This is a genomic window from Bacteroides sp. ET489, from assembly GCF_030518095.1.
Taxonomy (GTDB): Bacteria; Bacteroidota; Bacteroidia; order Bacteroidales; family Bacteroidaceae; genus Bacteroides; species Bacteroides ndongoniae.
In genome coordinates this window covers 1-26,969 of sequence record NZ_JAULLJ010000034.1, presented here as the reverse complement: position 1 = coordinate 26,969, position 26,969 = coordinate 1, and the positions used below count along the sequence as shown (strand labels likewise).

The window sequence follows — 26,969 nt, the reverse complement described above, 5'->3', positions numbered from 1 at the left end:
ATTTCAGATTAATGAAGTTTCTCGAATTCTTGCATGCAGTCGATCAGAGCCTGTACACTTTCCTTCGGCATGGCGTTGTAGCACGATGCACGGAAACCGCCAACCGAACGGTGTCCCTTGATACCTACCATACCCTTTTCGGTAGCAAACTTCAGGAAGTCAGCTTCCAGATCCTTGTATTCGGGAGCCATAACGAAGCAGATGTTCATGCGCGAACGGTCTTCCTTGGCAGCTGTTCCCACAAACATCTTGTTGCGGTCGATTTCAGCGTACAGCATGTCAGCCTTTTCGATGGCACGGCGTTCCATTTCCTTCACGCCACCCTGAGCCTTGATCCAGCGCAATGTAAGCATGGCCGAGTAAATGGGCACTACCGGCGGTGTATTGAACATTGAACCGCCATCGATATGTGTCTGATAGTTCAGCATGGTCGGGATGTAACGCGAAACCTTGCCTACTGCATCGTTTTTCACAATGACGAACGTTACGCCGGCAGGAGCCAGATTCTTCTGTGCACCGCCATAGATACAGATATATTTGGACACGTCGACCGGACGCGAGAAAATATCAGAAGACATATCGGCAATCATCGGAACATTCACGTCAAGATCGTGCTTGATTTCGGTACCGAAAATAGTATTGTTCGTCGTGATGTGGAAATAATCGACGTCAGCAGGGATTGTATAGTCTTTCGGGATGAAAGTAAAGTTTGCGTCAGCCGAAGAAGCCACCTCTACTACTTCACCGAAAGCCTTTGCTTCCTTCATGGCTTTCTTGGCCCATGTACCGGTATTCAGATAGGCTGCTTTCTTTTCCAGGAAGTTGTAGGGGACCATGCAGAATTCCAGACTGGCACCACCACCCAAAAACAATACTGAATAACCTTCGGGAATATTAAGTAATTCTTTGAACAATGCCACAGCTTCGTCCACAACGGGCTGAAAATCTTTGGCACGATGGCTGATTTCCATCAGTGAGAGACCGGAACCGTTAAAGTCCAAGATAGCTTTCGCTGTGTCTTCGATCACCTCGCGCGGAAGAATGGAGGGTCCTGCATTGAAATTATGCTTTTTCATTTAAAGTGTGTTTTTGGTTATACAATTCGTTCATTTCTGTCTTTCGACATGGCGAAATTACGGAATTATTTCTTTAAAACAAATCTTTCCTTATGAAAAAACCATTTTTAAACGTATTTTCCTATCTTTTTATTGGTTTATACAGGAAATATACACCAATTTGTTACATATACTTGCCAAGTCACCTGACAAAAAGGCAAACTGAAAGTTTATCTCCTCCGTTAGCAACTATTAAGCAGAAAAACTGCAAATAAAATGCATATTTATCACATGGAACCTTTTCTAGTATGTTCAGCAGCATGTTTCCGCCGTTTTTCACCATATTTTCTATTTGGCTTCCTCGATGATTGTCTTCATCCCCTTGATCTTTTCGCCACGTACCAACGTCAACAGTTGTTTCACCTTGCTGCGGCGTACAGCCACAAAAGCATAATGTTCCTTCACGTCTACCTGCCCCACATCCTCACGCGTCAGGCCACCTTTTTTATACAGGAAACCGACAATGTCCACCTTGTTCAACTTGTCCTTCTTTCCTTTCCCTATATATAAGGTCGCCCAGCGCGACTTCATCGGTTTGGGTATCTGCACCGGCATTTCAAAGCAGGGAACCTCATCGGACAGATACGCGGGCAGGTGTTCTTCGGGATGCAGTATCAGATAGGCCGATCCGCTGGCGTCCCAACGTGCCGTACGTCCGTTACGGTGGGTAAAGGCTTCTTCGTTGACCGGCAAGTGGTAGTGCACCACGTTGTCCATACCCGGGATGTCGAGTCCGCGCGCAGCCAGGTCGGTCGACACCAGCACGGGGCTGCTTCCGTTGCGGAACTTGTAAAGAGCTCGCTCACGGTCGGGTTGCTCCATGCCGCCGTGAAACATTTCGCAAGGAAACTTCCGCGAACGCAGGTACTGCACCACCCGCTCCACACTCTCACGATAGTTCACAAACACCAGCGTCGAGGCATTACCCAGGCAACACAACAGGTTGTACAGTGTCTCCAGCTTGTCCTTTTCAGGCGAAAGTACCTGTTGCAGGCTCAGACGTGCTCCGGTCTTTTCCGCCGGCAGGAAGTCGAGCTTCACCAGCCCCTCCCCGTCCACACCGGCAAACTGCGGAATCTCTTCGGCATCGGTTGCCGAAAGCAATACGCGCTTCCGCAGCGAAGGCAGCTGACCGATGACTTCGGCCATCTCGTCCTGAAAGCCGAACTCCAGACACTTGTCGAACTCGTCGATGACCAGCGTTGTCACCCGACGGGCATCGAAATTCTGTTTCTGCAAATGGTCGTTCATGCGCCCCGGCGTGCCGATGATGACTGCCGGGTTCAGTCCCTTCATCGTACGGTGCTCGTCCATAGCCGGACGCCCGCCGTAACAGCTCATCGCCTTGAAAGGCGTATTCATGGCCTTGAACACGCCTTCTATCTGCAACGCCAGTTCGCGCGAGGGTACCAGCACCACTGCCTGCACGCCCTGTACATCGGGTTTCAACGAGCCTACCAGCGGCAAAAGGAAAGCCAACGTCTTACCCGACCCCGTGGGCGAAAGCAATACAAGGTTACGGCTGGCAGCATACGCCTTACAGGCAACTTCCTGCATAGGGTTCAGCTGTTCGATATTCAAGTGATGAAGAATGTCCTGAAGTTCCATATAGCAAAATAGGTATTTACATAAAATCGGTTCAAAAATAGTGTTTTTTTCGCAAACGACTGACATCTTGTTGCTTTTAGGAACGGATTACGCGGAAATACACAGGGAAAGAAAATAAAGATGGAATCCTGCAAAACTTGCAAAACTTGCAAACTTGCATAGCCCTCACACCCACACACGCGCATGCGCATACGCGCGCACATCTAAATGCAAAAATGAGTTGTTTAATATTTAAGTTTCGGGTTTAATATTCCTTTGGAAAATAGAAGTTATCACTTTGCTTCGCAGTGTTAGAAGTTAAAGCCGATAATTTCATAAAGGAGGAGGCATAACAGCTAAATTTGCTACGAAACGTGTTTTATTAAATGCTGATAAATACTGATTTCACTGTTTCATGCGGATAATAAGCCGCAAAATTTGCGGTTTATTATCCGCAAAACCGTATATTTGCAGAAAACAGTGATGCCTATGTATATACATGAACATAAAGAATGGCCTTCCTTTTCGTGGGACAAGGAACTTGTCGGCGAGAAGCTGAACAAGGTAAACAAGGCTGTCGGCTATCTGATGGGACGTCTTAGTGTAATCGGTTTTAACGACAAGATGTCCGCCGTAGTTGAATCCATCTCCCATGACATCATTGCATCTTCAGAAATTGAAGGAGTGGAATTGAACAATGAGCAGGTACGTTCATCTGTAGCCCGCAAACTCGGAGTGCAACTACCGAATCCGACCGAATCCTCACGATATATAGACGGAATAGTTGAAATGGCACTTGACGCAACCGTCAATTTCAACAGTCCGCTTACCCATGAAAGACTATTCGGCTGGCACAACTGCCTGTTTCCTACCGGATGGAGTGGCCCAACAAGAATAGATGTAGCCCGATACCGCAGTGGAGAGATGAAAGTTGTTTCTGGAATGTTCGGTCGGGAAAAGGTACATTATGTAGCGCCTGCTCCTGAAAAAATAGACGAAGAAATGAATCGGTTTCTGGACTGGTTCAATTCAGATACACATAACGGCTATGTCAAATCTGCGATAGCCCATTTGTGGTTTGTCTGTATCCATCCTTTCGATGACGGAAACGGACGAATCGGACGAGCCATTGCTGATATGGCACTTTCACAGGCCGAAAACTCAAAGATGCGTTTCTTCAGCATCTCCCATCAGATAAACAAGGATAAAAAACAGTATTACGACATATTGGAGAAAACACAGAAGGGAGATTGCGAGATTACAGAATGGATCACCTGGTATCTTGACTGTCTGCTCCGTTCCGTCGAGCAATCCGACGAAACATTGTCGAAGGTTCTTAACAAGGCCATATTCTGGCAGAACCATGCCGAAACAGTCCTGTCCGAACGACAACGCGAGGTCTTGAATTTATATTTGGACGGTTATCCCGGCAAACTGACGGCTAAGAACTGGGCAAAACGTGTAAAGGTATCGCCAGATACTGCAACACGCGACATAAAAGACCTGGTAGAGAAAGGTATTCTGATACCTCAGCAAGGGCGGGTTCGTGACGTATTCTACGGAATCCGGTGCAGTGACTCTATCCTTGTCATCCCCATGCCTGAAGATTTATAATAGTTTCATACAAGCAGAAAGCCCCCTACTATACCCCATTTTTTTCCTAACTAGGAAAAAAAATTTCTCTAACTGGGAAAATATTTTTTCCTAACTGGGAAAAAATAAGGGGTGTCTAAGTTCGCAAGTGCTCAACTTATTAGTTGACAATGCTTCAGTTAATAAGTCTACCAAGCTGGAACACCCTGTTTGACAAAGTGCCGCTTGAAACGGTTCGCTACAAACGCCTTGTCAACTCGTCAACTTATTGCTTGTCAACTGCAACTTGAGCTTACGAAGGTTGGGGTATTAATATATTTCAAGATAAAAAAATGATTGCCGCATAAACTTTTCTTTATGCGGGCTTGTACATAAAGAAAAGTTTATGTATCTTTGTTGTGTCAATAAAAGACGGAAAGACAGATAGAGATGCTGGAAAAAATTCTGAATGACAGCGAAAAATGATTTATGAACAAGCCCCCTGCGACAGAGAGGGAGCACAATACTGTAACATATATGGCACTGAAAGATGATTTGAAAAAACTGAATGAAATTGCCCGTTCGGACGCACCAGACGCCATGGAGCGTTATACGGCCTTGTCTGATGAGATAACCGCCAAGTACCAGTCGCCGGAAGATGCGAGCGAGATAGCCGATTTCTTGTTGAACGGATATAAAGAACTGGGACAGGAGGCGGAGGAAATGATAAACTACGTGACCGTGAAACAGCAGATTGCCCCCTATGCTGACATTATCCCGCTGGGCTATATTGCCAAGAAATATTTCGGGAAGAGTACAGCCTGGCTGAGCCAACGCATCAACGGTACCAAAGTGAGGGGTAAGGTCTATACGCTGAGCAAAGAAGACCTGGAGACATTCAACTTTGCCTTGCAGGACATCAGCAGGAAACTTGGTTCCATATCCATAGCTTGACAGACGTTTTATTGAACACCCTATTCCCCGCAGTTCGAGCCGCTGCGGGGATTTTTTTATTCTAACCTGAAAAAAGTACCCTCCACTACTTCAGGGCATCCTTTACTTTCCATGTTGTATTTCAGTTCTTCACAAAAATACGGTTGGTTACCGATTAGGAATATATCTGTAGGCTCGTACCATTGTCCTTTTCGTAAGAAGCTAAACTTATATTCAGTTTTTTGTTAACTTTCGGGTTGTCTTTATACAGCTTATTGTATAGTCCGTATTCGCCATCAATCTGTAACGTTGTTTCCTTGTCGGGGTATACTGCATAAAAAGCCGCATCACCAATGTTGTATGAACCATAATGAAAAGGAGTTGTACGATATATCGGTATTCTATATGCTGAACTACTTCGCACAGATTCTCCTGTTGAGTTATCAACAGAAATGAAATAATTTTGGTACCCCTCGTAAAATGCAATAAACAAGTGATTAGGAGGTTGTTTCTCTTCAATACCAACTTTTATGTAATCTATCAGACCTTGCTTATTCTGTGAACAGTCTGATACCTCCAGTACATTTCTTGCCAGCGGAACAGTGAAAAGATTGAAATCCCCGTTTTCTCTCAAATAAATTTCAGCAGGTATAATCTCCAGCTCTACAAATTCTTCATCGTTAGGGTCGTTCACCACCCGTTGCAGGTACATCATGTGCTGGTAGAACTTAATAGTGCCTGCGCTATTGTTTATACAACAAACGTGCTTGTTGCCGAAAAACTGGTCTTGATAGATAATGCATTTATTGAATGTGTCCTCAGGTATGTCAAAGTCCCACAGCCTGTTTGTACGGAATTCGCATAACTTCACTATTTCGGGGTCTATATCGGCAAACTGATAGTATTCTATCCTCTCAGGCAATTTATATTTCACGTTGGTGTAGTTTGTGTATATGTCACTTCAACATCAAACGTTTTTTCATATTCATTGAGCACATCTTCGGCATTGATTACGATATAGGGTTCTTAAGTTTCGCACTTGCGAAACTTGAGTAAGGGGTATTTTTAGGCATGTCCGATCCGATTTCTAACGCGCGTACGCGCGTGTGTGTGTGTGAGGAAGCCTGCAAGTTTGCAAGTTTCATACTTTTTTCAGCCACTTCTCCCGCATCAGTCGTACAAGGAAAATCATACCCCGGAAACACAATTCAATGCACATGGCAATCCATACCCCTTTCAGTCCCAGCGTCGGAGCAAGCAAAGCGGCCAATGACAAGCGTACCGCCCAAATACTGAAAAGATTCATCAGGCACGGCACCAACGTATCAGCCGCCCCGACAAATACTCCATATGCGACAATCGATGCAGCAAACATAGGTTCAGCAAACGCCTCAATGCGCAAGGCCATTACCCCCAATTCCCGAATCTCCTCGACAGGAGTCATCAAACCGATAATCTGAGGAGCAAATAGATACATAAGTACCCCCATCACTCCCATTACCCCCATTCCCATAAACACAGTGATGCGTCCGAAACTGCGGGTCAACCGCCAGCGTCCGGCACCGATGCTTTGCCCGACCAGTGTCGTAGCAGCCTCGGCAATGCCGTAACCGGGCATATAGCAAAGACTTTCGGCCGTAATGGCAAAAGAGTTGGCCGCGATGGCAAAAACCCCTAACGGAGCCACAATGACGGTTGTCACAATCTGTGCTCCGCAAATGACCATGTGCTCAATCCCCATCGGAAGACCGATGCGAAGCGCATTTCTCAACGTGACTGCTTTCGGACGGAAGCCACCCCTCTCCCCACTCTGCTTCAATTCGTTCGAGCGGGTCCAAAGATACCACAACAATACACCGGCAACCACCATTTCGGCAGCAACCGTGCCCAAGGCCGCACCTGCCACACCGAGCCCTGCTCCGGGCATCGTGAAAGAGAAACCCGCGCAAACCAACTCACGCGAAGGAAAAATCAGAAAGAAGTTGAACAGCACATCCAGCGCGCACATCACCACGCCAAGCAGACTGGGCACATGCATGTTACCGCTGCACCGAAGCATACCGCCCGACAAGAAATTGATCTGCAAAGCAGGCAAAAAGAGCGAGAAGATGAAAAAATAAAGAGTGGCATCGGAATGAATGGATGCATCGCCTCCCAGCCAGACAGGCAACACCGGACTGACTGCCATCCCAACAATGGCCAGCAACAGGCTGAAAACAGAAGTAGCCGTCAACGCCTGCCGCAACAAGGCACGCGCACTATGCATGTCGCCGGCTCCGATCCGATGGGCCACCTGAACGGAAAATGCCGTCGAAGCAGCCGCGCATACCCCGGAGAAAAGCCAGGTCGTTGTAGACACCAGCCCAATGGAAGCAGATGCTTCGGCTCCCAGACTGCCGACCATCGCCGCATCGATATACTGCATGACGATGGAAGACAACTGCGCAATAACCGCCGGAATACTGAGCTGCACCGTCAGGCGCAACTGTTGTCCCAAGGTCAACGGTTGACCATTGCGGATCAGTGCAAGCAGCCCGTCGGCCTTTTTTAACTGAATCATTATCCGTTATACTTTCTGACAGGGTTATACATTCTTCCGAACGACGACATTCGCCAAAGCTTCCGTGTCTTGTGCCGACATAACATCACATCCCAACGAGCGGACAAAGCCTTGAAAACGCATCAAAGCATCTTGCAACACCGCACGCGGACAGGCGATGTTCCAACGCAGGAAGCCTTCCGCTCCGTACATGGTTCCACTATTCAGCCACAGCCCGGTTTCTTCGAGCAGACGCGACTGCAACGTCTCCGAAAGAATGTTCAGGCTCCGGCAATCGGTCCATACCAGATAAGTTCCTTCCAACTGCGTAACCGGAATGTGTGGCAGGTGCATGCGGAAGAATTCGCACAGATAGTCGTAATTGCCTTTCAGATATTCCAGTAACTGCAACAGCCAGTCCTCCCCTTCGTTATAAGCAGCTATGGTGGCCTCGATGCCGAAAGGATTGACATCGCACACCTCGTTGATGTTGATGGCCCGATCGATACGCTGCCGGACAGCCTCGTCACGGGCGATGATGGTAGCAATCTGCAATCCGGCCAGATTGAACGATTTGCTCGGAGAAACGCAGGTCACCGAATTCCACAAATGGTCCTCACTGATGGAAGCAAACGGAGTATAGACATGCCCCGGAAACACCAGTTCGCAATGAATCTCATCTGCAATCACCTTCACCTGATTCTTCCGGCAGATTTCCCCGATGCGGCACAACTCATCGCGGGTCCATACGCGCCCTGCCGGATTATGAGGGTTGCAAAGCAACATAAGTTTGACACTCTGCTCGGCCGTCTTGCGCTCCAGATCTTCAAAATCGATGTGATACGTACGGTTTTCGTATTTCAGCGGACTGGTCACAATCCGGCATCCGTTGTTGCGGATAGACGAAAAGAAACAATTATATACCGGTGTCTGCACCAGCACCCCGTCGCCCGGTTCCGTCAGCGCCTTGATGACTGCCGAAAGAGCCGGAACAACCCCGGACGTGTAAATCATCCAATCCTTCTCCACCGTCCAGCCGTGACGGCGTCCGAACCAGCTGCTGACCGATTCGTAATAGGCATCCGGCACACGGACATAACCAAAAATGCCATGACGTACCCGCCGCTCCAAAGCATCGACAACAGCCGGAGCGGTGCGAAAATCCATATCTGCCACCCACAGGGGAAGCACTTCTTTGCCAGCCGGCGCACTGTCCCATTTATACGAATTCGTATGCCGCCGCGGCACAATTTCATCAAAGTTATATTTCATCGTCAGTTTGTTTTAATCGGTGAAGGAACGCCCGTCTCGCAGCCTGATCCGGCAATCTGCAGGCGCCTTGATGTTCGCGTCCAGGGTGACCGAACCGATAGCGTCTGCCACAATCGTGCCCGAAGTAGGATTTTTGATATTGGTTATTGCCCCACGTATGTCGGCATGCAGCGTGCTGTACTCAAAGGCACGGTCGCAGTCAGGGCCAAACGTACAGTTTTCCAGCACCAGATCGTGCGCATAGCACAGTGGTTGCTCGCCGGTAATGTGGCAATTGACCAAACGGAGGTTTCTGGAGTGCCACCCCAGATACTCGCCATTGAGTTCGGAATCGTAGATCGTCACATTCTCTACCTCCCAGAAAGCATCTTTGGTGGTGATCCTGGCGTTACGGATCTCTACGTTCTTCACATACTGGAATACATATTTACTGTCACTCTCCAAGCCGTCGACACGAATGTTGTTGCTGAACATGAACGGATAGGTTCCGCCATGCAGTTTGAGGTTCTTTACGCGGATGCCGTTGCAACGCCAGAAGACTTCGTCTGCATCGTTCATCGTCACGTTCTCTATATCGATTTCTTCCATCTCGCGAAACATCTTGGGAGCGTCAATAACAGTGTCCTTCATCGTCAGATGATCGGAATACCACAAGGCAGAGCGTCCTCCTACATCGAAATAGCAACGCTCGATGGTGAAACCATGTACGTGCCAGAAAGGATAATTTCCCTCGAAACGGCACTCGAAGGCTTCGATGTTGCTACACTCTTTTATGGCCGATTCTCCGGCACGGATGACTACATTCTCCAGACGGAGGTCGTGTGACTCGAATAAGGGACGTTCTCCTCCAAACTCGGTATCTCTAATAATATTCATAAACTAAATCTTTATGGTTGAATAATTATCAATGCTACAACTTCTCCGAGAAAGAGTTGCCTTGCCCGAACGCCTGCATGGCAGACCAGTTTCCTATCCTGCCACTGCCGATCGGCTTTCGGCCGGCAAAGATATAAAAAAACTGTTCGCAACGAACTCTCCACAGGATGATTACCTGATGCAAAAATAGAAAGTTACCGGTAACGACATGGTATACAAATCCCCGTGATGCCTACCCCGATTACGGATTTCTTAAATCCCGGACTCCGCCTCCCAACCTCCACACATGCCAATATCAAAAAAAGGCATTGTTTCAGCCTATACAAAAGCATGCATTTGCACAAAGCCGTGCATGCCTGTTGTAATGGCTAAAACAATGCCTTTATCACATTCCCTGCATTCTCTGTCAGGGAATTCCTATTCGGAATGCTTTACCAAGCCCAGTCGTTGACATTGCAAGAACTTTCAACCTCATCCTCTATCACATCGGGCAGATTGCAGAAGAAGTCGAGACCGGTATTCACTTCCAGGTCGTCGATGCTTACTGCACAGGCTTTCAGCTGATCGGCAGTCGGCTTCTTGGGCCAGTCTTCCTTGTGTTCTACCCAGAAACCAATTGCATGGTAGGTGTCTCCCTTCTGTGCCAGGATAGCCATGAAGTAATACTTAGGACAAGCCAGACCTTTCGGGGTAAAACCATTGGCATCGGTTGTCGGGAATTTACTGTCCGCAGCAGCTACGGTACCTTTAAAGTTGATCAAAAGGTTGTCTATCGTACCACCTTTGGTGATATACAGTTTGTCGTATACGTCCGACAGACAGGATGCTCCCCACTGCTGTACCTGTTCTTCCAAACCTTGCCAGAAGCCCTGATTGAACGAAGAGAATTGCGGAGAAACATTCGTGTAATAGAATGTCTGCCAGTTGGCTTCTTCAGAGAAAGCACGATCATATGAAGCACACAAGTGACCCTTATCATAGCCGTCGTTCTTATGGTTGGATTCTTCTGGCTGCTTGATTCCTTCGGGCAGTTCCGGATCCTGCGACCAGGCATCCTCGGGAGCGCGTTGTACGTTCTTCTGAGCCGTAATCTTGTCGAAACTGAAAGCTACCCATGCAGCATGTTGCTTTTCTTCGTTCCACTCCAATGCATAATTCAGCATCTGTTCACCGTTTGTTTCTACAAAATGAGCCACATAGTGATTGGCTGCATTCAGATAAGGAATCTCGTAAGACGTTACCGAAACATTGTCGCCTACAGCTGCATTGGCATTGCCATTCTCGCTCAGGTCACGGTCCTTGGAACTGTCGACGATGTATTCTATTGCTACATTATTGCCCTGAATATAGGCTACTCTCAGCTTCAGGAACGTATATTTCGTAGCTCCCTTGTAACGGGCCCAGTAGTTTTTACCTTCCACCACTTCGGCTGTTTCCTGCCAGGCATTGTCGGCCGGAACCCCGGTCATGCTTTCCAACGCACCTTCGCCCGCCTGTACAAAGCGCCAGGCACTGCCCGTAAACTTCTTGTCTTGTATATAGAAAGGATTAGTGAATTCTTCTGTTTCGAAAACGCTGAAACCTTCGTTACTGTTGGCATAGCCCTTCAGTATTACGGTAGAAGAGCCTTGCTGTGTGGTTTCGATATAACCGTTGGCAGGCACATCGGAGTCGTCATTACACCCGGTAAAACACAATCCGAGTGCCAAAACGCACATTAAAGATAACTTCTTCATCAAAATAGAGTTTTATTTATTAGTAATATCAAACTATATAACCGACAAAAAAAGGAGTTAGATGAGCTGGGCTCCAGTAACTCCTCCTTTTATCTATTTAGCTTACGTCTTATTCCTTGATAGAAATATTCTTGATTTCTACTGTAGGAGCAACCGCAGCGGTACTCTTATAATGGAAAGCAAGACGGATCTTCTGGCCGACAAAGTGTGACAGGCTGACAGGCTCGATGGTGCTGAAATCCCAGCTTGTACCTTCAGGCCATCCGGTGATTTCCAATGTTTCCCATGTAGCTGTAGTAGCGTCACCCGAGAAGTTGGTAGAAATCTTGGCATTCAAGTGATTCTTCAGGTCGTTGCCTGACAAGAAATTGATTGCAATGTCGAATACCATCGTCGGAGCAACCGCCTTGGTCAAATCAATTTCCGGAGAAATCAACCAGCTTTCAGCCTCCTGATTACCACTAGCATATCCGGATCCTTTCCAACCATAAGAATTATCAAGCTTCCAAACGTATGACAGGCTGGAGAGTTCGATATCCTGAGCGGTAAAGCCACCACTTTCACCATTCAGCAAGGAAGATTCCAGATAAACACGAGCTTCAACCCATTCGCCTCCCATCTTCTGGAAAGTGATGATGCTTGAAGAAGCTACAGTAGTTTGTGTCCATATAGCACCGTCGTAAGTGAACTCGGTTGCAGCAATTGCACCGTCGCTATTGGATTTGTAGACAACAGCCACTACATCGTCAGTCTTCGCATAAGGATAAGTATGTTGCAGGTAAACCGGCAAAGTTTCAGCGGGCTTGCTTACATAAGAGTAACCCATCTGCGTATAATCGGCAGGCTGCAATACAGCGATATCGGCAGCATCGGTAGAATACTTGCTCCAGGATTGAGAAGAAGCGTTGTAACGGTAAACAGCAGAAGTGTTCGGGGTGACAGAGGCACGAGTCATTGCCAATGCAGCACGTGTAGTAGCTGTAGCCTCTTCCACCTTAACAGCCATTGTATTGACATAACGGCCGCTGCTTACACCAATCGAATAACCAGTCACAATGACCTTCTTCCCATTCAATGCCGGATCAACCAAACCATCGGGTACATAAGAGATGCTACCTACAGCGGTTTCAGCGCCATCAACTGTTACATTATAATAGAAACCGTCAATTTCCAACGTTCCTTCGTATGCAACATAAGCTATATAAGGCAATTCAAGATAAGCATCCATATCGGCACCAGTCAAAGTACGTACAGCCGGATATTTAAATGAAGTTTCACCTACTTTTTCAACCACACTGGTATTGCCAAATTGCATAAATCCAGCGTAACTTGAAGTCTTTCCTGATACAGTTACAATATCTCCAATCTTATTTTCAGGAGCCTTGTTCAGATAAACCAGGATGGAACCCGTTCCATCATTGAGTAAGAATCCACGTCCGTAAATGGCTGCCACTGTACCTTTAGCCTTATAGTTACCAGCCGCAGAGAAAGAGATAACTCCAACAGGAGTGTATTCGGACTGAGTACCCGATTCAACAACAGATGTAGCCATCATATTCACGAACTTGCTGGAGTAACCAATCAGATAACCGGTTACAGTCACAACCTTTCCGTTCAATTCCTCACTTACCAGACCTGCTGCAGGATAAGAGATAGATCCCTGATGTTCTGCGCCATCTACTTCCAGATTGTAATATGAACCTGAAATAACCAACTTACCGGTAATAGAAACATATTTCACAACAGCATTGCTAGTCCATGCATCCATTTCGGCACCACTCATATTGGTAGCTGACGGATATTTAAATTCTGAATTACGTTCAACCAACGCAATTTCTGCATTCTGAGTGAACTGAGCAAAACCCGAGTATTGAGAAGTTTCGCCAGAAACTGTCACAACATCACCAATAGAATAGTTCGCCGGATTATTCAGATAAACAAGGATAGAACCGGTTTTATCGCCCAGCAAGAAACCACGTGCATAAGTAGCCAGAATTTCGCCTTTTGCCTTATAGCTGCCTGCTCCGCTTGCTATAATCTCGGCGATGTCATTGTAAGTTTCTTCTACGCCACCTTCTCCACCAAAGCTCGGTTCCGTTTCCGAATATGCATAATTAACTACGCGAGTAGCACCATCGGCAGGATTGGAGATGCTTTCCTTCAAGATAGAAGGAATCTTGCTTACCGTAGAAGGTGAAAGGAAAGACACATTGACACCTTCGCCCCAAGCAATCTTATAGTCATCACTTGACAGATCGTAAGCCGTAATGCCATTGAAGTCCTTCAGATATTCGGGCAGATTCTCAAAATTGTTATAATAGACCGTAACCTTGGAATTATCGTCCAGATAAGGGAACTTGCCGGAGATGAAAGTAGGCAAATACCATGCAGCCGGTGCATCTTCCGTGAAATATTTATTGGCTCCGACAGCAGCCAAAGCAGCCGCATACGTATTTCCTTCAGGATCTTTGGACAATGCTATTTCCTTATTCGTGCTATTATTCGCTATTGCTGCATAATCTGAATCAACCAGACGAAGAGTGTCATTCCGCACATCAGTAGGACGAGTCATTTCGTCGAGCCCAGCAAAGTTATCTTCATTGTAATCGCAACCGCCTAATGCGAGCAACGATGCCATTACGGGAATTATATATTTTCTTTTCATAAAATCGACTAACTTTAAAGATTAAAAATTAAGCTTCAGTCTTACACTGTACGTACGACCCCAGGCATAGAATACGCGGGCGTCTTCCCAGCTGTGCGAAGCACCATCGATCGCATCGGTAATATATTCCTGATCGAATACATTGTCTATATTACCATAAAGTGTCGCATTGATATTACCAATCTTGAAACGATATCTGGCGCTCAGGTCGAACACGTTTGCATCAGGAATTCTCCAAGGACTGTCGTATGACTTCTCGCCGTTGGCTACCAGATCGCTCGAATTGAATGACCACTCAGCATAGTTGCGTCCGTAGTAGTTCCAATCGATACCTACACTAAGGTCTTTCGTAATCTTGGCATCCAATCCCAGAGCAGCTGTTGTCTGTGCAGAGTTACCAACCTTGGTATCATTCAAGTGGATAGTCATTGAAGCATGATCTTCGGCCTGGATACCTGAAGCGTGAACAATTTCGCCTTCACTTGTCCAGCTCTTTACAGGCTGACCGGTTGAATCGTAGAAGTAACCTTTAGCATCGCAATTCCAACGCCAGTATCCCATAGAGAACATACCACGAACATCCAACCATCTGAACGGTTTAGCAACCAAATCCAATTCAACACCCTGGTGGATAGCATTTACACCACTCATGTTGATACTGATACGATCGACAAACTCACCGTCACGGTTCTTCAAATCGATACCACGGCTCATGGTCTTGTTCAACCACTTCGTGTGATACAGGTTCAGGTTGGCAGTCAGATATTTCGAACGGAAGCCATAACCCAATTCTGCAGAGAATACTTTTTCATTAACCGCATCCGGGTTGGTCAGGTTGCTGGTTGTAGACTGCAGGAAAGCACCTCCCGAGAAGAAAGGAGCACGGCTGATATAACCAATGTTGGCAAAAACATTATGATTGTCAGTGAGGTTGTAGTTCAAACCGCCCTTGGCAGTCCATCCCAAGAAGTTTACAGTCTTAGACTTGGCATGATCGGCATCATAGTAAAAGCGGTCGTAACGCCAATAACCGGTGTTCGAGATAGAACCGGCAACAAAGGCACTCAGTTTGTCTCTGTTGTATTCGGCCTGTGCAAATACACCTTCCTGTACGGTATAACCATCATAATCACGATAAACTACATCGCCTACCTGCAATTTCTTGTTAACAAAAGCGTTGCCGGCTGCAGCAGCAGCGTTATTAGCTACCAATACATTCTGACGAGAGGAAGAGTCGATGTAATAGTCACCACCATAAAGGTCGCACAATTCATTGGTATGCACACCCTTATAATAACGGAAATCAACACCGCCATAGAAATCTACATATTCACCGAACTTTGTAGTATAAGTAGAAAGCAAACCAATCCAAGTGTGCTTGTTATAAGACTTAGACATGGCCATCTTCGAACCGGTATCGCTTTCCTGATTCAGCTTATAAATTTCGTCGTATGCGAAAGTACCGTCTTCGTGACGGAAAGTAGTGTTCAATGTACCATAAGAAGCACCATACCAGTTGCTTCTATCAGAAGAAGTAAAACCTTGACCGGCATATCCATAACCGTTACCGATAGATGCGTACAAAGCTGTACTCAAAGAAGAGTTACGGTTAATCTGCCACAAGTGATTCAAAGAAAGCTGCGGTTTGTGATAAGCATTGCGGGCAGAAGTCTTTCTTTCGCCATTCAAGCCATATCCGTAAGTCGGATTATACTTGTAGGGGCTGTCACCATTCATATACTTCTTTGCTACAGTCTGCCAGCCTTCAATAGTCAAACCGTCGTTGTTGTTACGTTGGTTGTGCCACTGAGGAGCGCCGAAAGCTGTAAACGAAAGCTGATGGTTGTCATTAATACGCTTTGCGATATTGATAAACCAGTTATAAGCCTCGTATTCGGTACCCTGAATGTATCCATCGGCCCAAGTCTTGGCACCCAGCAATGTCAATGCCCAACCAGACTTGCTCATACCTGTAGATACGTTAAACATGATCTTATTATAACCGTCATTTCCCATCGCATAAGAAACGGAACCACCTTTCTTTGCTTCTACAGAATTGGTCACAATATTGATAGAGCCACCCACCGAAGGAGCAGATACTTTAGAAGCACCTAAACCACGTTGAGTCTGCATGCTGCGAGTCACGTCAGAAAGGCCGGCCCAGTTTGACCAATAAATACCTCCCCACTCCATATCGTTCATCGGCACACCATTGATCATTACCGCGATATTTTCGGATTCGAAACCACGCATGTTGATACGGGAGTCTCCAAAACCACCACCTTGCTTAGTAGCGTATACACCAGGAGTCGATTTCAAAATCTCAGGGAATTCCTTCGTACCTAACTTTTCTTCGATAAACACAGGCTCTACTGTCGACACAGCAACAGGAGTCTTTCGGGCAATAGCCACAGAAGAAGTAACGACAACGTCATTCAGCATCACAGCATCCGGCTGCATCTTAATGACTCCCAAATCAACAGAAGCGCCCTTCTGTGTGATTTTCTGTTTCAGGTCCTTGTAACCCACATACTTGAATACCAAAGTGGCATTCGGAGCAACGCCTTGCTTGAAATAACCGTCAATGTCGGTTACCGAACCTTGCGTAGTACCTTCTACCATAACGGCAGCTCCCACTAACGGTTCACCTGTTTCTGCGTCAACAAGTTGACCTTTTACTGTAGTCTGAGCCATCGCGTACGAGCTGAGCACAGACATCACAGCAACTAATAGGAAATGAATTAGATTTCTTCTCATAATCCTTCTTTTAGTTAATAGATAGTGTTAATTAAACATTAATTTATGTTCCGAGTTGCAAATATAACTAATTAAAACAAGATTTATATTACATTTATGCTACTTTTTTTAATGCCTTAAAAGGCTTTTTAAAATCCTTTTAATTCGCATTTACAGCCAGTTTTCCGTCCTTGCGCAAACCATATTTCAATCTGTAAGCCAACAGGCAAGGCTATTTACATTTTAACAGGAAAAAGCACTTTTGCAATGACGTTCTATAAAACAAAAAAAATCTCTTTTCATGATATTTGGACTCGGCTATTTTTCGGGATTATGCACTATTTATACCTAAAAGAATATCCCGTCTATTTGGTGTACACGCCATAATAAAGACGAATACAACCAAACAAACGGGATATTTCCCAAATCCATTCAAGCAAGAAGAGCGTACCCTTCTTACCTCATGGACCCAATATTTAAACTATTCTATTCTTATTTCAATTGCTCAGCAACCTGCTTCAACAAGTTATTTGCATTATCCAGCATCTTCTTTTGAGCCGGTTTGTCAGCAGACAACAGCGGAACGAGTTTTTCCAGATATGTCTTAGCCTCCTTAAAGTCCTTATCGGCTTTTGCTGCTTCTTCATCGTATTTTGCACGGTCGGAAGTTGCCAGCGGAGTAGCTTTCTTCAGGATAGTGGCACCGTTGTTGAAATACAAAGCACCCAAGCTGTACAATGCGTTTACGTTATTTCCCTGGAAAGCCAAAACCTGCTTGTAAGCTTCTTCGGCTTCTTCTACCTTACCAGCCTTTTGAGCGGTAATACCAGCATTGATATAATAATTGGAATACAATTTGGTCAAAGTCTTATTTCCGGGAACTGCTTCCAAACCTTCTTTCAAAGTAGCTACATATTCATCGTTTTTCTTCAAGTCCTTCAAAGCACCAGCTTTTCCAATGTAAGCGTTAGCCAAGTTGTATTTCTTCTGAACGGCAATATCAAAATACTTAACGGCTTCTGCCGGTTTTTTAATTTTGTCGGCACAAACTCCACAGTTATAAGCGATTACAGAGTCTTGATTGTTGGTTTGCGTCAGATAAGTGCTGAATTTTGTGTAAGCTTCCTGATAGTTCTTTGCTTCCAGAGCTGCTTTACCTTCGTTAATCAATTTTGCAGGATCAGTAGCTTCCTGCGCAAAAAAAGTTGTAGCTGCACAACAAAGTGCAAGAGATAAAATTAATTTTTTCATATGCTTTAGTTGTTTTTAAATCGACTTCTCAAAAGTAACAGACAGAAAGCAACCATCAAAACCTTTTTAACTTTTTTGAGTTTTTTACGTTTGTTATAACAAACGTTATACAACGTAAATTTTTACATCCGTACAAATCATAAAATCCTGATATAAAACGATTAAGCAAGTAAGCATCCACACTGAAAGTGCTATTAAGAACTCTATTCAAGAAGAAAACAATAAAAAAGTGGCTGCCGATTCTTTCTTTCTCAGAATCAACAGCCACTCTATTTATATTCCAACCGCTTCTTTCATTGATGAAAAGCGGTCGATTAAATTACCGGCACCTTAATGAATATCGATCACTCTTTTTGATTTTGCCTTCTCCTGCTCTGTATATTTAGGCAATTCTATGTTCAATACGCCATTCTCTACATGGGCAGCGATCTGTTCCTTATCAACATCTTCCGGCAGAATCATTGTCTGTTGGAATTTAGAGTAAGAGAACTCACGACGCAAGTAACGTCCCTCCTTCTTATCCTCTTCCTTACTCTCATTCTTCTTCTCCATTGTGATAACCAGATTGTTATCTTCGTCGATATGAACATTGAAGTCATCTTTTGTCATACCCGGTGCAGCCAACTCGACTTTATATTCTTTCTCTGTTTCGAACACGTTGATTGCAGGAGCTGTAGCATTTGCTTTTTCCATCCAATCGTTATCAAAAAAGTCATTAAAAATACTCGGTAACCAATTTTGATTTCTTCTAACAGGCATCATAGTTGTAATCTCCTATAGTTTAGTTTAACATTCCAATTAATTCTGAACAACCATTCTCGAAATCTCAAGCTTCGCACTTTCAAGCGACTTCTTTCGGAAGCACTCCCGAATGCTTCACTCTCGGTTTCTGAACCGTCGTTCGCTAGAGATATTGCAAACTATATGCCAAGAAAGAAAAAGCATATTCATTGACAATATGTCATCCATTTAATGACTATTCTACCGATTTTATGACATTTTGCTACTACTTCAAAGAAAACATTAATTTCAAGTCAGTTTAAAACGAATCCTCCAACGCTTGTCTTCTTCATTCCAATCATGGCTGATAATCTTGAAAACACCTATTTCAGACGTGTTAGCCACATGCTTCCCTATGCACAAACATTCGTCATAGTCTCCTACCTTAACGACACGCACTGTCGATGAAGCATCGTCGGGCAGGCGATTCAAATCGAACCGGCCTTCTGCCTCTTGTTGTGAAATGAACTCTGTAGTGACGGGCAAATGCGATTGTATCACTTCGTTCACAGCCTCTTCCAACCGTTTCACATCATCTTCCGTCGGACGCTGCTCCAGCCGGTAATCCAATTTACTCTTTTTGCGCTCAATGTGCGCCGATACAGAACGACCACAACCAAACAGACGAATCATTGTCTGGTTAACAATGTGTTCACAGGTGTGCATGGGAGGAAATTCCTCCTTATTATGCTCATTGAGCTGTATTTGCTGTTCTTCCATCTTAGTTTTAGTTTCTTGTTATTTTATCAGGATATAGAGTCAAAGATAGCCATATTTCTCATATAATTCGTGAAGAAAGTACTCCAAAAACCAAAATCTGAATATTTTTATCCAGAAACATTTGTAGATTTCATAAAAAAGCGTACCTTTGCACCGCTATTAAGGCTGGTTCCGTAGCTCAGCTGGATAGAGCAACGCCCTTCTAAGGCGTGGGTCTTGCGTTCGAATCGCAACGGAATCACAAGAAGAAGAAGGAGGTTTATTTGTTGATTTTCAATTAAATACGCTTTCTTCTTTTTGTTTTTACACCTCTGATTATCCTGCTACAAGAATTAAAAAAAAGGTTTCCAAACTCACTTTTGAGCGAAAAAACGAACCGAAAGCGAACCCTTTATTTTTAATTCATTATGGCAACACTAAAATTAACCATTACTCCAGAAAAAGCTGCAAAAGACGGAAGTCATAAGATACGTGTAGCCGTTGGCCATAAGAGCGTAACGCGCTACATTGTAACGAACATTAAAATTGACTCTGCATCCCAATTCAAGAACGGCCAAGTTGTAAAAAGGCCGGATGCTGCTGTTCTCAATACTAAATTGAGGAACCTACTAAACTCTTATCAAGAAAAGCTTGACAAGATAGAAAACATTTCCATTTATGACTGCAAGCAGTTAAGGCAATTACTATTGAATTCAACAACGGCTAAAGAGGAAGCAACCTTTCAAGCAGTGTGTCGAAAATATATCTCTGAACTGGAAGAGGAGGGAAGGAAAAGTTATGCAACCCTGCTGGAAAGGAACAACCGGTACTTTACAGAGTTCACGAAGGGTGACATTCTTCTTTCAGACATAACGCCTGTTCTTATCGATGGGTATTCAAGGTTCCTGAAGGTCAAGAAGGGGGTAGGGGACACTACTCTTGGAATGATGATGTCAAGAACACGAACCATCATTAACAAAGGTGTGAAGCAACAACTGGTGAGGTACGATGTTCATCCGTTCCTGAATTACTCTATCTCGGCACCTAATGTTCGGGAAGTGGATTTGCCAATCGAGGTATTCAACAAGATACGTCTGGCCCAGCCAAAAGAGAAAAAGCTTAGGGTGGCGCATGACCTGTTCTGTCTCTCTTTCTACCTCGCAGGGATAAACCTCATAGATCTACTGCAAATCAATTTCAAGAACGTGGAAGTGCTGGAGTACGTCAGAACAAAATCACGGAACACAACGCATGGCACGAGGACAATCAGCTTCAGCATTCCATCACAGGCAAAGGACATCATAAATCTGTGGATGAACAAAAATACCGGAAGGCTCGACTTCGGATACAAGTTCTCGTATCCGAACTTCTCACGGTACTTAACCCGCTCGCTCGCTTCTTTGGCCAAGGAACTGGGAATTACAGAGAAGGTGGTATATTACTCGGCCCGCAAGTCTTTCGCCCAATACGCGTCTGAAATAGGCATCCCAGACGGAATAATAGACTACTGCTTGGGCCACTCTGACAAGTCTAAAGGGGTTATCCGGTATTACACGAAAGTCAGGCAGAAGCAGGCGGATATGGCCATTGCCCGTGTGATTGATTATGTTAACAATCCGGAGAAATACAAGGAGTACATTGAACTTCGGCAGGATATTATGCTGATGAGAGGGTGATTTGTCCGACACTTCATTACTTGTTTTGTGTATGCGGCAATGTAGCCGCTACATAAAACCAATATAATCATGGAGAAAATTATCAAAAATTGTCCATGCTCATTGCAAGTATGGATTGGAGCAGGTGAACCTGTTCTGGAAGAGGGTGGTCTTTACTTCTCTCGCAAAGATGAAGTGAAGGAGTATTTAAACAGAAAACTTCAAAAGTTCAAAGGAGAAATGGTGGAGTGCTACGTTCATCAATCCTACAAGGGTAAACCACGTGAAATACCAGTGTGCTTTGAAGTGAAGTAACTGTAATGTACAAGAACATTATAGATTATTTCTATTGTAAACAGGTAGGTGGCCGTTTGACCACCTACTTTGTTTTTTCATGCAATATACCTACATTTGCCGCCATTATCACGGAAATCACATACAATGTCCAGCAGAACCTGTTCGACACCGTGGATCGGGAGAAGAGGGAACGGTTGATGAATGCCATTGACAGTATCAACGGGAAACATGGACATTCCGTCAAGTTGGCTGTCCAAGGTCAGGGTACTGGCTGGAAGCTGAAGCAGGAGCAACTATCCAAGCACTATACGACGGATCTTGGGGAGATCATCGAGATAAATTGTAAAATCTAAATAACATATTCTATAATGAAGATTCAGATTAAAATCTAAATTGCAAACTGCCACATTATTTTATCATACTCAAAAATGCACTTAATACTATTGCGCCTATTAACGAAATAAATAATATAGAGAAGAATTTAACAGGTTTATTCTTATAATCATCACCTGATAACAACAGTAAATATATCAGTGTACAAAAGAAATAAAGAACAATTCCAACACCTAATGAAGTTAAAAGTGTTTCATTAAAATCTTTAGATTTAGCAAAAACATCTATAGATCCAAATAGAAATGTAACAACAGTAGAAAAAATTCCTAAAATTTTAACAGACTCTTTTTTGGCTTCATCAATCATCAATTTTGCCTTCTCGACTTCTTTCATTATATTCATCATATTTTGCTTTTCACTGATAAACATCTTCTGGGCTTTGTAAACGTCATAGTCACGTTCATACTGCAACAATTCTTTCCGCAATTCCTTATAACGCAATGGACGTGAAAAAGATGATGGATAAAATACAGAAAAACCCTCATATTCAATCAATGAGTCTTTATAAGGAAATTGAAAGGCATAAAAATCTCTTTCTGAACACCAATCAATACTATCTTTAAATTTCTCAATGCATTCGGAGAATAATCTAAAACATCTATCATAGTCAGATAAAATCCCAGAATCTATCTGTTCAGTAAGTTTAGCTTTTAAGAAAGACAATGATTTTTTATAAGGATGAAAATTATTAACACCAGTTTCCTTTTGCAAATCAACAATAAAATTATAATCTTTTTCAAAATCTTCTAATGAATAATTCGAAGAAGAAAGATTCTTTGAAAAACGACTATTATACAAATAGTTCTTCAGTACATTATATGAAAACACATCATAACGAGTCTCACCAATCTTTCTTTTCTTAAATAAAGTCAACACATTTTCCATTCCATGTTCCCTACCAGATAATTCCTGATAACATTTCATAATGAGAATCATATCAGCAAAAGTAATATTTTCAGGTGACTGATTTAAGGACTGCTCCAAACGAGAAAAACTACTATTTAAAAAAGAGGATAGTTCCTCTTCATTATATAATTGATAAAACTTCTCATGAAAAGGTTTTAAGGTTGAAGAACTTAACTCTGTGTTTTTAATTTCATACCTAATCGAATCATAGTAAATTATAGTACTTTTTTCCTGTACTCGCAAAAGCTTAGATAACAAAAAATAGACTTTATCAAATAATGCATTTTTGATTACAAGGTTGATATCGTTTATTTCTGATAACTCTTTGCTCATACAGAATAATTCTTCTATAAGGCTATTCTTAAATGACAAATTATATTCTATCTTACATATAGGACGTACATATTGAGCAAAATAACGTAAATGACCAATCATCTTATCAGATGGTAATTCGTCTTCAGATACAAAAAAAGAACTAATACTTGCCCCTTCATACTTATTTTCATATAAACAAATGATATAATTATATAATGTCAAGCATTTAAGGAGACTTCTATCTAATAATTCATAAAATTCAGATAGCATATTTTTGTACTGGTTTCCATCCGAAAGGTATTCATGAGAGGTCAGCAAATTTGAAAATGTATGTATATCATCTCTTATCGTTTGAATATTAAGAATATACTCCCCCGATAATAAAGAAATAGCGAAATTCTCAAAGCACTTATTTGCAAACTGCATAATTTGCACATTCCCCCTTTGAGACTCTTGCTCTGGACGAGTATTCCAATCCATACAAGAAATCCAATCTTCAGGGAACGTATCTCTATATAATTGCAAACATTCGGCTATCTTATTCATTTTGTATAGTATTTAGTGTCCTCTCTAATTAAAGAAACATCCATCAGTTGACTACCTTTATTCAGCATCAGGGCCATCATATAAGCACTTTGCCAAGATATCCATTTATGAGTTATATCCACCAATGTCATTGCAGGATACAATATAATACTACTATTTTTATCGAATAAAGATTCTATAGCAGAATCTAATAGACACTTATCCTCAGAAGAAAGGTCTTCAAATGCCCATGTATCAAATGGTTGTTTAAATGAAGTTGTTCTATCCTTAAACTGAATGAAACGAAACTTTTCATTCACCATTGCATCATAAATTTCACTCTCAACAGGACCATGTCTCATTGCATAAAACTTGTCGAAAATGGACAGCAAATCATTACCCTCATTAACAGCAGAAACGAGGAACAACAACTTTAAAACTTTAAGTCTAGTGAAATCAGCCAAGAACAAAGCGTGAGAGTCATCAGTTATCCTTTTCTCCTTCTCAAACCATCCTATAAACTTATATAATAAATATTCAAAGCTCCGTAATTTCTTATCCAACTTAGTAACCTTTGCAAAAGCCATAACTCGTCCTATCATAATTTGCCTGCAAAGTTCTCATTTTTTCAGATAGTATAAAAATTAGTCTAAATATTATAGAACATAAACTGAATAATATTTCATAAATTCATCAGAATGTATTGAGTTATTAGCCAATATTGCAATCTCTACATTACAAAACAAGCTTTCGCATAAAGATTAATCGTCAACTTCGCAGCTATAGACTAATCTTAATTAACCTCAAAACTTTATAAACCTAATGACAAAAAACAATATTGTTATACATAGAATCACTATAGCCCACCCACCTATATCGAGCCGAAACTGTTGCCATCGGGTTAACTCTTTTTCGACTGGATACGGTACCTTCACCTCCTTGGTGACCGTCACTTCCTTGGATGGCTTGTAGATTGTATCGGACTGTGTCTTCATCTTTGCCAACAAGTTGCCGAGGCTGTCGATTGTTAGCTGAGCCTGAGCATTCTTGCTGTTTGCGATGTCCAACCACGAAAGAACCACCTTCCCATTCTCATCACACTCCAGCAGGGCACGAATGGTTGCGCTGTCAGGTGGTAATTGGACTTCCACCAGCTTCTCTACGACTACGCTGTCTACGCTACTCTCGATAGGAACATACTTAACGCTCCGGCAGGACCAGATTGCAGTTATCAGAATAAAACAATAAATCCATTTCATAACATAAGCATTTTTCCTATGCCCAAATTTGGATGCCGCCCGGGCATAAAAAAGGCGGTGAACCTTGTGGAACACCGCCTTATGTAAATTTAGAAGCGTTAGGACAGCAGCATTATAAAAGTAATAACGCCCTGCTATTTATTCTTTTTCTTTACAGTATATGGAGCCGTGCTTTGCATACCATCAATATGTTCAAATAATTGAGGCTCAACATTAGCTCCCATTGGGTCTAAAATAAAATCTATTCCTTCCCTACGAGCTAATTTGGCCGCTGGCACAAAGTCAGAATCACCGGAAAACAAAACGATTGTATCAACAAAACCTTTCAATGCTAAAGATGCTATGTCTGTACCGATTTTCATATCAATGCCCTTCTGCTTTACATCCAGATACACATCACCTTCACATAAATCATCAATGTTTTTTTTGCCTGATAAAAGATCTTTTACAGTATTGGAACGTATCATCCAGTTATGGTTATCCTTTAACGAACCCATTCTCAATGCGACTTTTCGTTTCTTCTTTAGCGTATTAATCAAATCCATTTTAAAATGATATTCCTCAGTCTTGCTAAAATCAATAGCCTTTTTCGTTACAGGATTATGAGCTTTCTTGTCTAATGGATAACAGTCATAATAAAATATACGATAAAGAGTGTTTTTACTTCCTACGTGCTTCATTGCCATCGTGTAAAGCATTTCGGCAACTTCTTCTCCTGTTTTCGTCTTATCCTTATTATATTGCGCATTGAAACGTTTAACAAAAAAACCTCCATCAATCAGAATAGCCACTTTTACAGGTGGAAAATTACTTTCTTTTTTAGACATAAATTAGTGGATTAAAAAACAAAAGCCCAAGGGTAGGCACATCCATTATTCGACAAGCAGCAACAGCAGGCTCTCGGATGTGCGTAGCCATGAGCATAATTCTGATGCAAAGATAAGAATTTTATATCAAACAACAATATTTATATTAATACTTTTACACATTTTGTGTTATATAACATTATCATGCGGTGTCCCATCAAGTCAAAGAACACTTGCAATCATACTTGCAACATTACTATATCAGCTTGAAACACTATTCGCCAATGTTGCAAGCACCATTCACCCTACCATTTTCGTGACCCCACGAAAATGATCCTAGAGCTATCAGTCGGCCACATCATACGCCGAAGTATTCGCATATACCTTGTACATGCAATTCGACAATCGCCTTCTTCCCTTCTTCCGACAACAAGTAGTCCACATCCTCCTTATTATCCTGGAACAGGTTTTCCGTAAGAACCGCCGGACACTTGGTGTGCTTCAGGATGTAGAGGTGCCCTTCCTTGTCAGGATCGCCATCACTCTCGTCTTTGCGCAACTTTAATCCCGCCCGTCCGGCAGCGTCATACAGGCATGTTGCCAGTTTGTCGGCTTTCGTCTTGCCAACAAATGTCCACGCTTCCCAGCCACGGGCGTTCATCCACTCCGCTCCACTTCCTGCAGCATTGCAGTGGATAGAAATCAAAATAGCCTCACTTGCTTTGTATTCATTCACTCGCTTGCATCGTTCAGCCAGTGGAACATCTACTTCTTCTCGCACAATGCGCTCGGCATCGAGACCATGCTTGCGGAGTTCATTCACAAGGCGTTCTGCAATCTCACGGGTGTAGGCGTATTCCAGCAGTCTTCCGTCGGGAGAACGCTTCCCGGCGGTGTTGCTTCCGTGGCCATTATCAATTAGGATTTTCATAATTCATTTCTTTTAGTTAATTTTGCAGCACATTGCTCTTCACTTCATGACTTGAGGGGCATGCTTCCAAGCAGGGGCTGTCCGCAGGGATAGTCCCTTTTCATTTCGTCTCATCCTTCGT

The 26,969-nt window shown here is 43.3% G+C and carries 21 protein-coding genes, 1 tRNA gene and 1 pseudogene; 6 read left to right on the top strand and 17 right to left on the bottom strand.

The genetic code is table 11. The features are described from left to right. Positions 1-8 precede the first annotated feature (8 nt). Together serC and Q3C19_RS14980 are read right to left on the bottom strand one after the other, a co-directional pair. Positions 9-1,076 (bottom strand): 3-phosphoserine/phosphohydroxythreonine transaminase, encoded by a 1,068-nt coding sequence (gene serC / locus Q3C19_RS14985; protein ID WP_022163271.1) that lies wholly within the window; start codon positions 1,074-1,076, stop codon positions 9-11. A gap of 327 nt (positions 1,077-1,403) precedes the next feature. Continuing rightward, positions 1,404-2,723, bottom strand: a complete 1,320-nt coding sequence (locus Q3C19_RS14980) for a DEAD/DEAH box helicase (protein WP_302730385.1) — start codon at positions 2,721-2,723, stop codon at positions 1,404-1,406. A 468-nt stretch (positions 2,724-3,191) separates the two neighbouring features. Here Q3C19_RS14980 and Q3C19_RS14975 point away from each other — a divergent pair, with 468 nt between their 5' ends. Both Q3C19_RS14975 and Q3C19_RS14970 read left to right on the top strand, forming a co-directional pair. Continuing rightward, on the top strand, positions 3,192-4,316 hold the full coding sequence (locus Q3C19_RS14975; RefSeq protein WP_302730383.1) for a Fic family protein: 1,125 nt from the start codon (positions 3,192-3,194) through the stop codon (positions 4,314-4,316). A gap of 495 nt (positions 4,317-4,811) precedes the next feature. Then, positions 4,812-5,228, top strand: coding sequence for a DUF5053 domain-containing protein (locus tag Q3C19_RS14970; protein ID WP_071150742.1), 417 nt, complete (start codon positions 4,812-4,814; stop codon positions 5,226-5,228). Between the two features lie 154 nt (positions 5,229-5,382). Here Q3C19_RS14970 and Q3C19_RS14965 read toward each other — a convergent pair whose 3' ends face one another. The 10 genes from Q3C19_RS14965 to Q3C19_RS14920 form a co-directional block, all read right to left on the bottom strand. Next, complete coding sequence (locus Q3C19_RS14965; RefSeq protein ID WP_302730380.1) at positions 5,383-6,141, bottom strand: hypothetical protein; 759 nt, start codon at positions 6,139-6,141, stop codon at positions 5,383-5,385. Positions 6,142-6,348: 207 nt separating this feature from the next. Beyond that, positions 6,349-7,767 (bottom strand): MATE family efflux transporter, encoded by a 1,419-nt coding sequence (locus Q3C19_RS14960; protein ID WP_302730378.1) that lies wholly within the window; start codon positions 7,765-7,767, stop codon positions 6,349-6,351. Positions 7,768-7,791: 24 nt separating this feature from the next. Then, the gene (locus Q3C19_RS14955) at positions 7,792-9,018 is read right to left on the bottom strand and encodes a MalY/PatB family protein (RefSeq protein WP_302730376.1); all 1,227 of its coding nucleotides are present in this window, start codon (positions 9,016-9,018) and stop codon (positions 7,792-7,794) included. A gap of 12 nt (positions 9,019-9,030) precedes the next feature. After that, positions 9,031-9,894 carry a DUF3737 family protein gene (locus Q3C19_RS14950; RefSeq protein ID WP_302730374.1) on the bottom strand — a complete coding sequence of 288 codons (864 nt, stop codon included), beginning with the start codon at positions 9,892-9,894 and terminating at the stop codon, positions 9,031-9,033. Between the two features lie 431 nt (positions 9,895-10,325). Beyond that, positions 10,326-11,630: a DNA/RNA non-specific endonuclease gene (locus Q3C19_RS14945; protein WP_302730372.1), complete on the bottom strand. Its 1,305-nt coding sequence runs from the start codon at positions 11,628-11,630 to the stop codon at positions 10,326-10,328. Between the two features lie 109 nt (positions 11,631-11,739). After that, a complete protein-coding gene (locus tag Q3C19_RS14940) occupies positions 11,740-14,295 on the bottom strand; it encodes a choice-of-anchor J domain-containing protein (RefSeq protein ID WP_302730370.1) in 2,556 nt (851 codons plus the stop codon). Positions 14,296-14,316: 21 nt separating this feature from the next. Beyond that, positions 14,317-17,052: a TonB-dependent receptor gene (locus Q3C19_RS14935; protein ID WP_302730368.1), complete on the bottom strand. Its 2,736-nt coding sequence runs from the start codon at positions 17,050-17,052 to the stop codon at positions 14,317-14,319. Positions 17,053-17,523: 471 nt separating this feature from the next. Further along, positions 17,524-18,282, bottom strand: coding sequence for a tetratricopeptide repeat protein (locus tag Q3C19_RS14930; protein WP_071149894.1), 759 nt, complete (start codon positions 18,280-18,282; stop codon positions 17,524-17,526). A 330-nt stretch (positions 18,283-18,612) separates the two neighbouring features. Beyond that, the gene (locus Q3C19_RS14925; RefSeq protein WP_205410643.1) at positions 18,613-19,044 is read right to left on the bottom strand and encodes an Hsp20/alpha crystallin family protein; all 432 of its coding nucleotides are present in this window, start codon (positions 19,042-19,044) and stop codon (positions 18,613-18,615) included. Between the two features lie 267 nt (positions 19,045-19,311). After that, the gene (locus Q3C19_RS14920) at positions 19,312-19,782 is read right to left on the bottom strand and encodes a threonine/alanine tRNA ligase second additional domain protein (RefSeq protein ID WP_022163029.1); all 471 of its coding nucleotides are present in this window, start codon (positions 19,780-19,782) and stop codon (positions 19,312-19,314) included. Between the two features lie 167 nt (positions 19,783-19,949). Between Q3C19_RS14920 and Q3C19_RS14915 the strand changes: the two genes are divergently transcribed. The 4 genes and pseudogenes from Q3C19_RS14915 to Q3C19_RS14900 form a co-directional block, all read left to right on the top strand. Next, positions 19,950-20,023: transfer RNA gene (locus Q3C19_RS14915), tRNA-Arg, on the top strand. A 166-nt stretch (positions 20,024-20,189) separates the two neighbouring features. Next, positions 20,190-21,437: a site-specific integrase gene (locus Q3C19_RS14910; protein WP_302730364.1), complete on the top strand. Its 1,248-nt coding sequence runs from the start codon at positions 20,190-20,192 to the stop codon at positions 21,435-21,437. Between the two features lie 69 nt (positions 21,438-21,506). Then, positions 21,507-21,731, top strand: a complete 225-nt coding sequence (locus Q3C19_RS14905) for a hypothetical protein (protein ID WP_302730362.1) — start codon at positions 21,507-21,509, stop codon at positions 21,729-21,731. A gap of 104 nt (positions 21,732-21,835) precedes the next feature. Beyond that, positions 21,836-22,066, top strand: a pseudogene (locus Q3C19_RS14900) (DUF4113 domain-containing protein); the annotation flags it as partial. Between the two features lie 55 nt (positions 22,067-22,121). On the opposite strand, the gene Q3C19_RS14895 reads toward Q3C19_RS14900, so the two are convergent. From Q3C19_RS14895 to Q3C19_RS14875, 5 genes are all read right to left on the bottom strand, one after another. Then, complete coding sequence (locus Q3C19_RS14895) at positions 22,122-23,873, bottom strand: hypothetical protein (protein WP_302730358.1); 1,752 nt, start codon at positions 23,871-23,873, stop codon at positions 22,122-22,124. Beyond that, the gene (locus Q3C19_RS14890) at positions 23,870-24,454 is read right to left on the bottom strand and encodes a type II toxin-antitoxin system antitoxin SocA domain-containing protein (protein ID WP_302730356.1); all 585 of its coding nucleotides are present in this window, start codon (positions 24,452-24,454) and stop codon (positions 23,870-23,872) included. Before Q3C19_RS14890 ends, Q3C19_RS14895 begins: the two co-directional genes overlap by 4 nt. Positions 24,455-24,655: 201 nt before the next feature. Beyond that, complete coding sequence (locus Q3C19_RS14885) at positions 24,656-25,111, bottom strand: hypothetical protein (protein WP_302730354.1); 456 nt, start codon at positions 25,109-25,111, stop codon at positions 24,656-24,658. Between the two features lie 134 nt (positions 25,112-25,245). Further along, the gene (locus Q3C19_RS14880; protein ID WP_302730352.1) at positions 25,246-25,938 is read right to left on the bottom strand and encodes an NYN domain-containing protein; all 693 of its coding nucleotides are present in this window, start codon (positions 25,936-25,938) and stop codon (positions 25,246-25,248) included. 337 nt (positions 25,939-26,275) lie between these two features. After that, on the bottom strand, positions 26,276-26,848 hold the full coding sequence (locus Q3C19_RS14875; protein WP_302730350.1) for an N-acetylmuramoyl-L-alanine amidase: 573 nt from the start codon (positions 26,846-26,848) through the stop codon (positions 26,276-26,278). Positions 26,849-26,969: the final 121 nt, after the last annotated feature.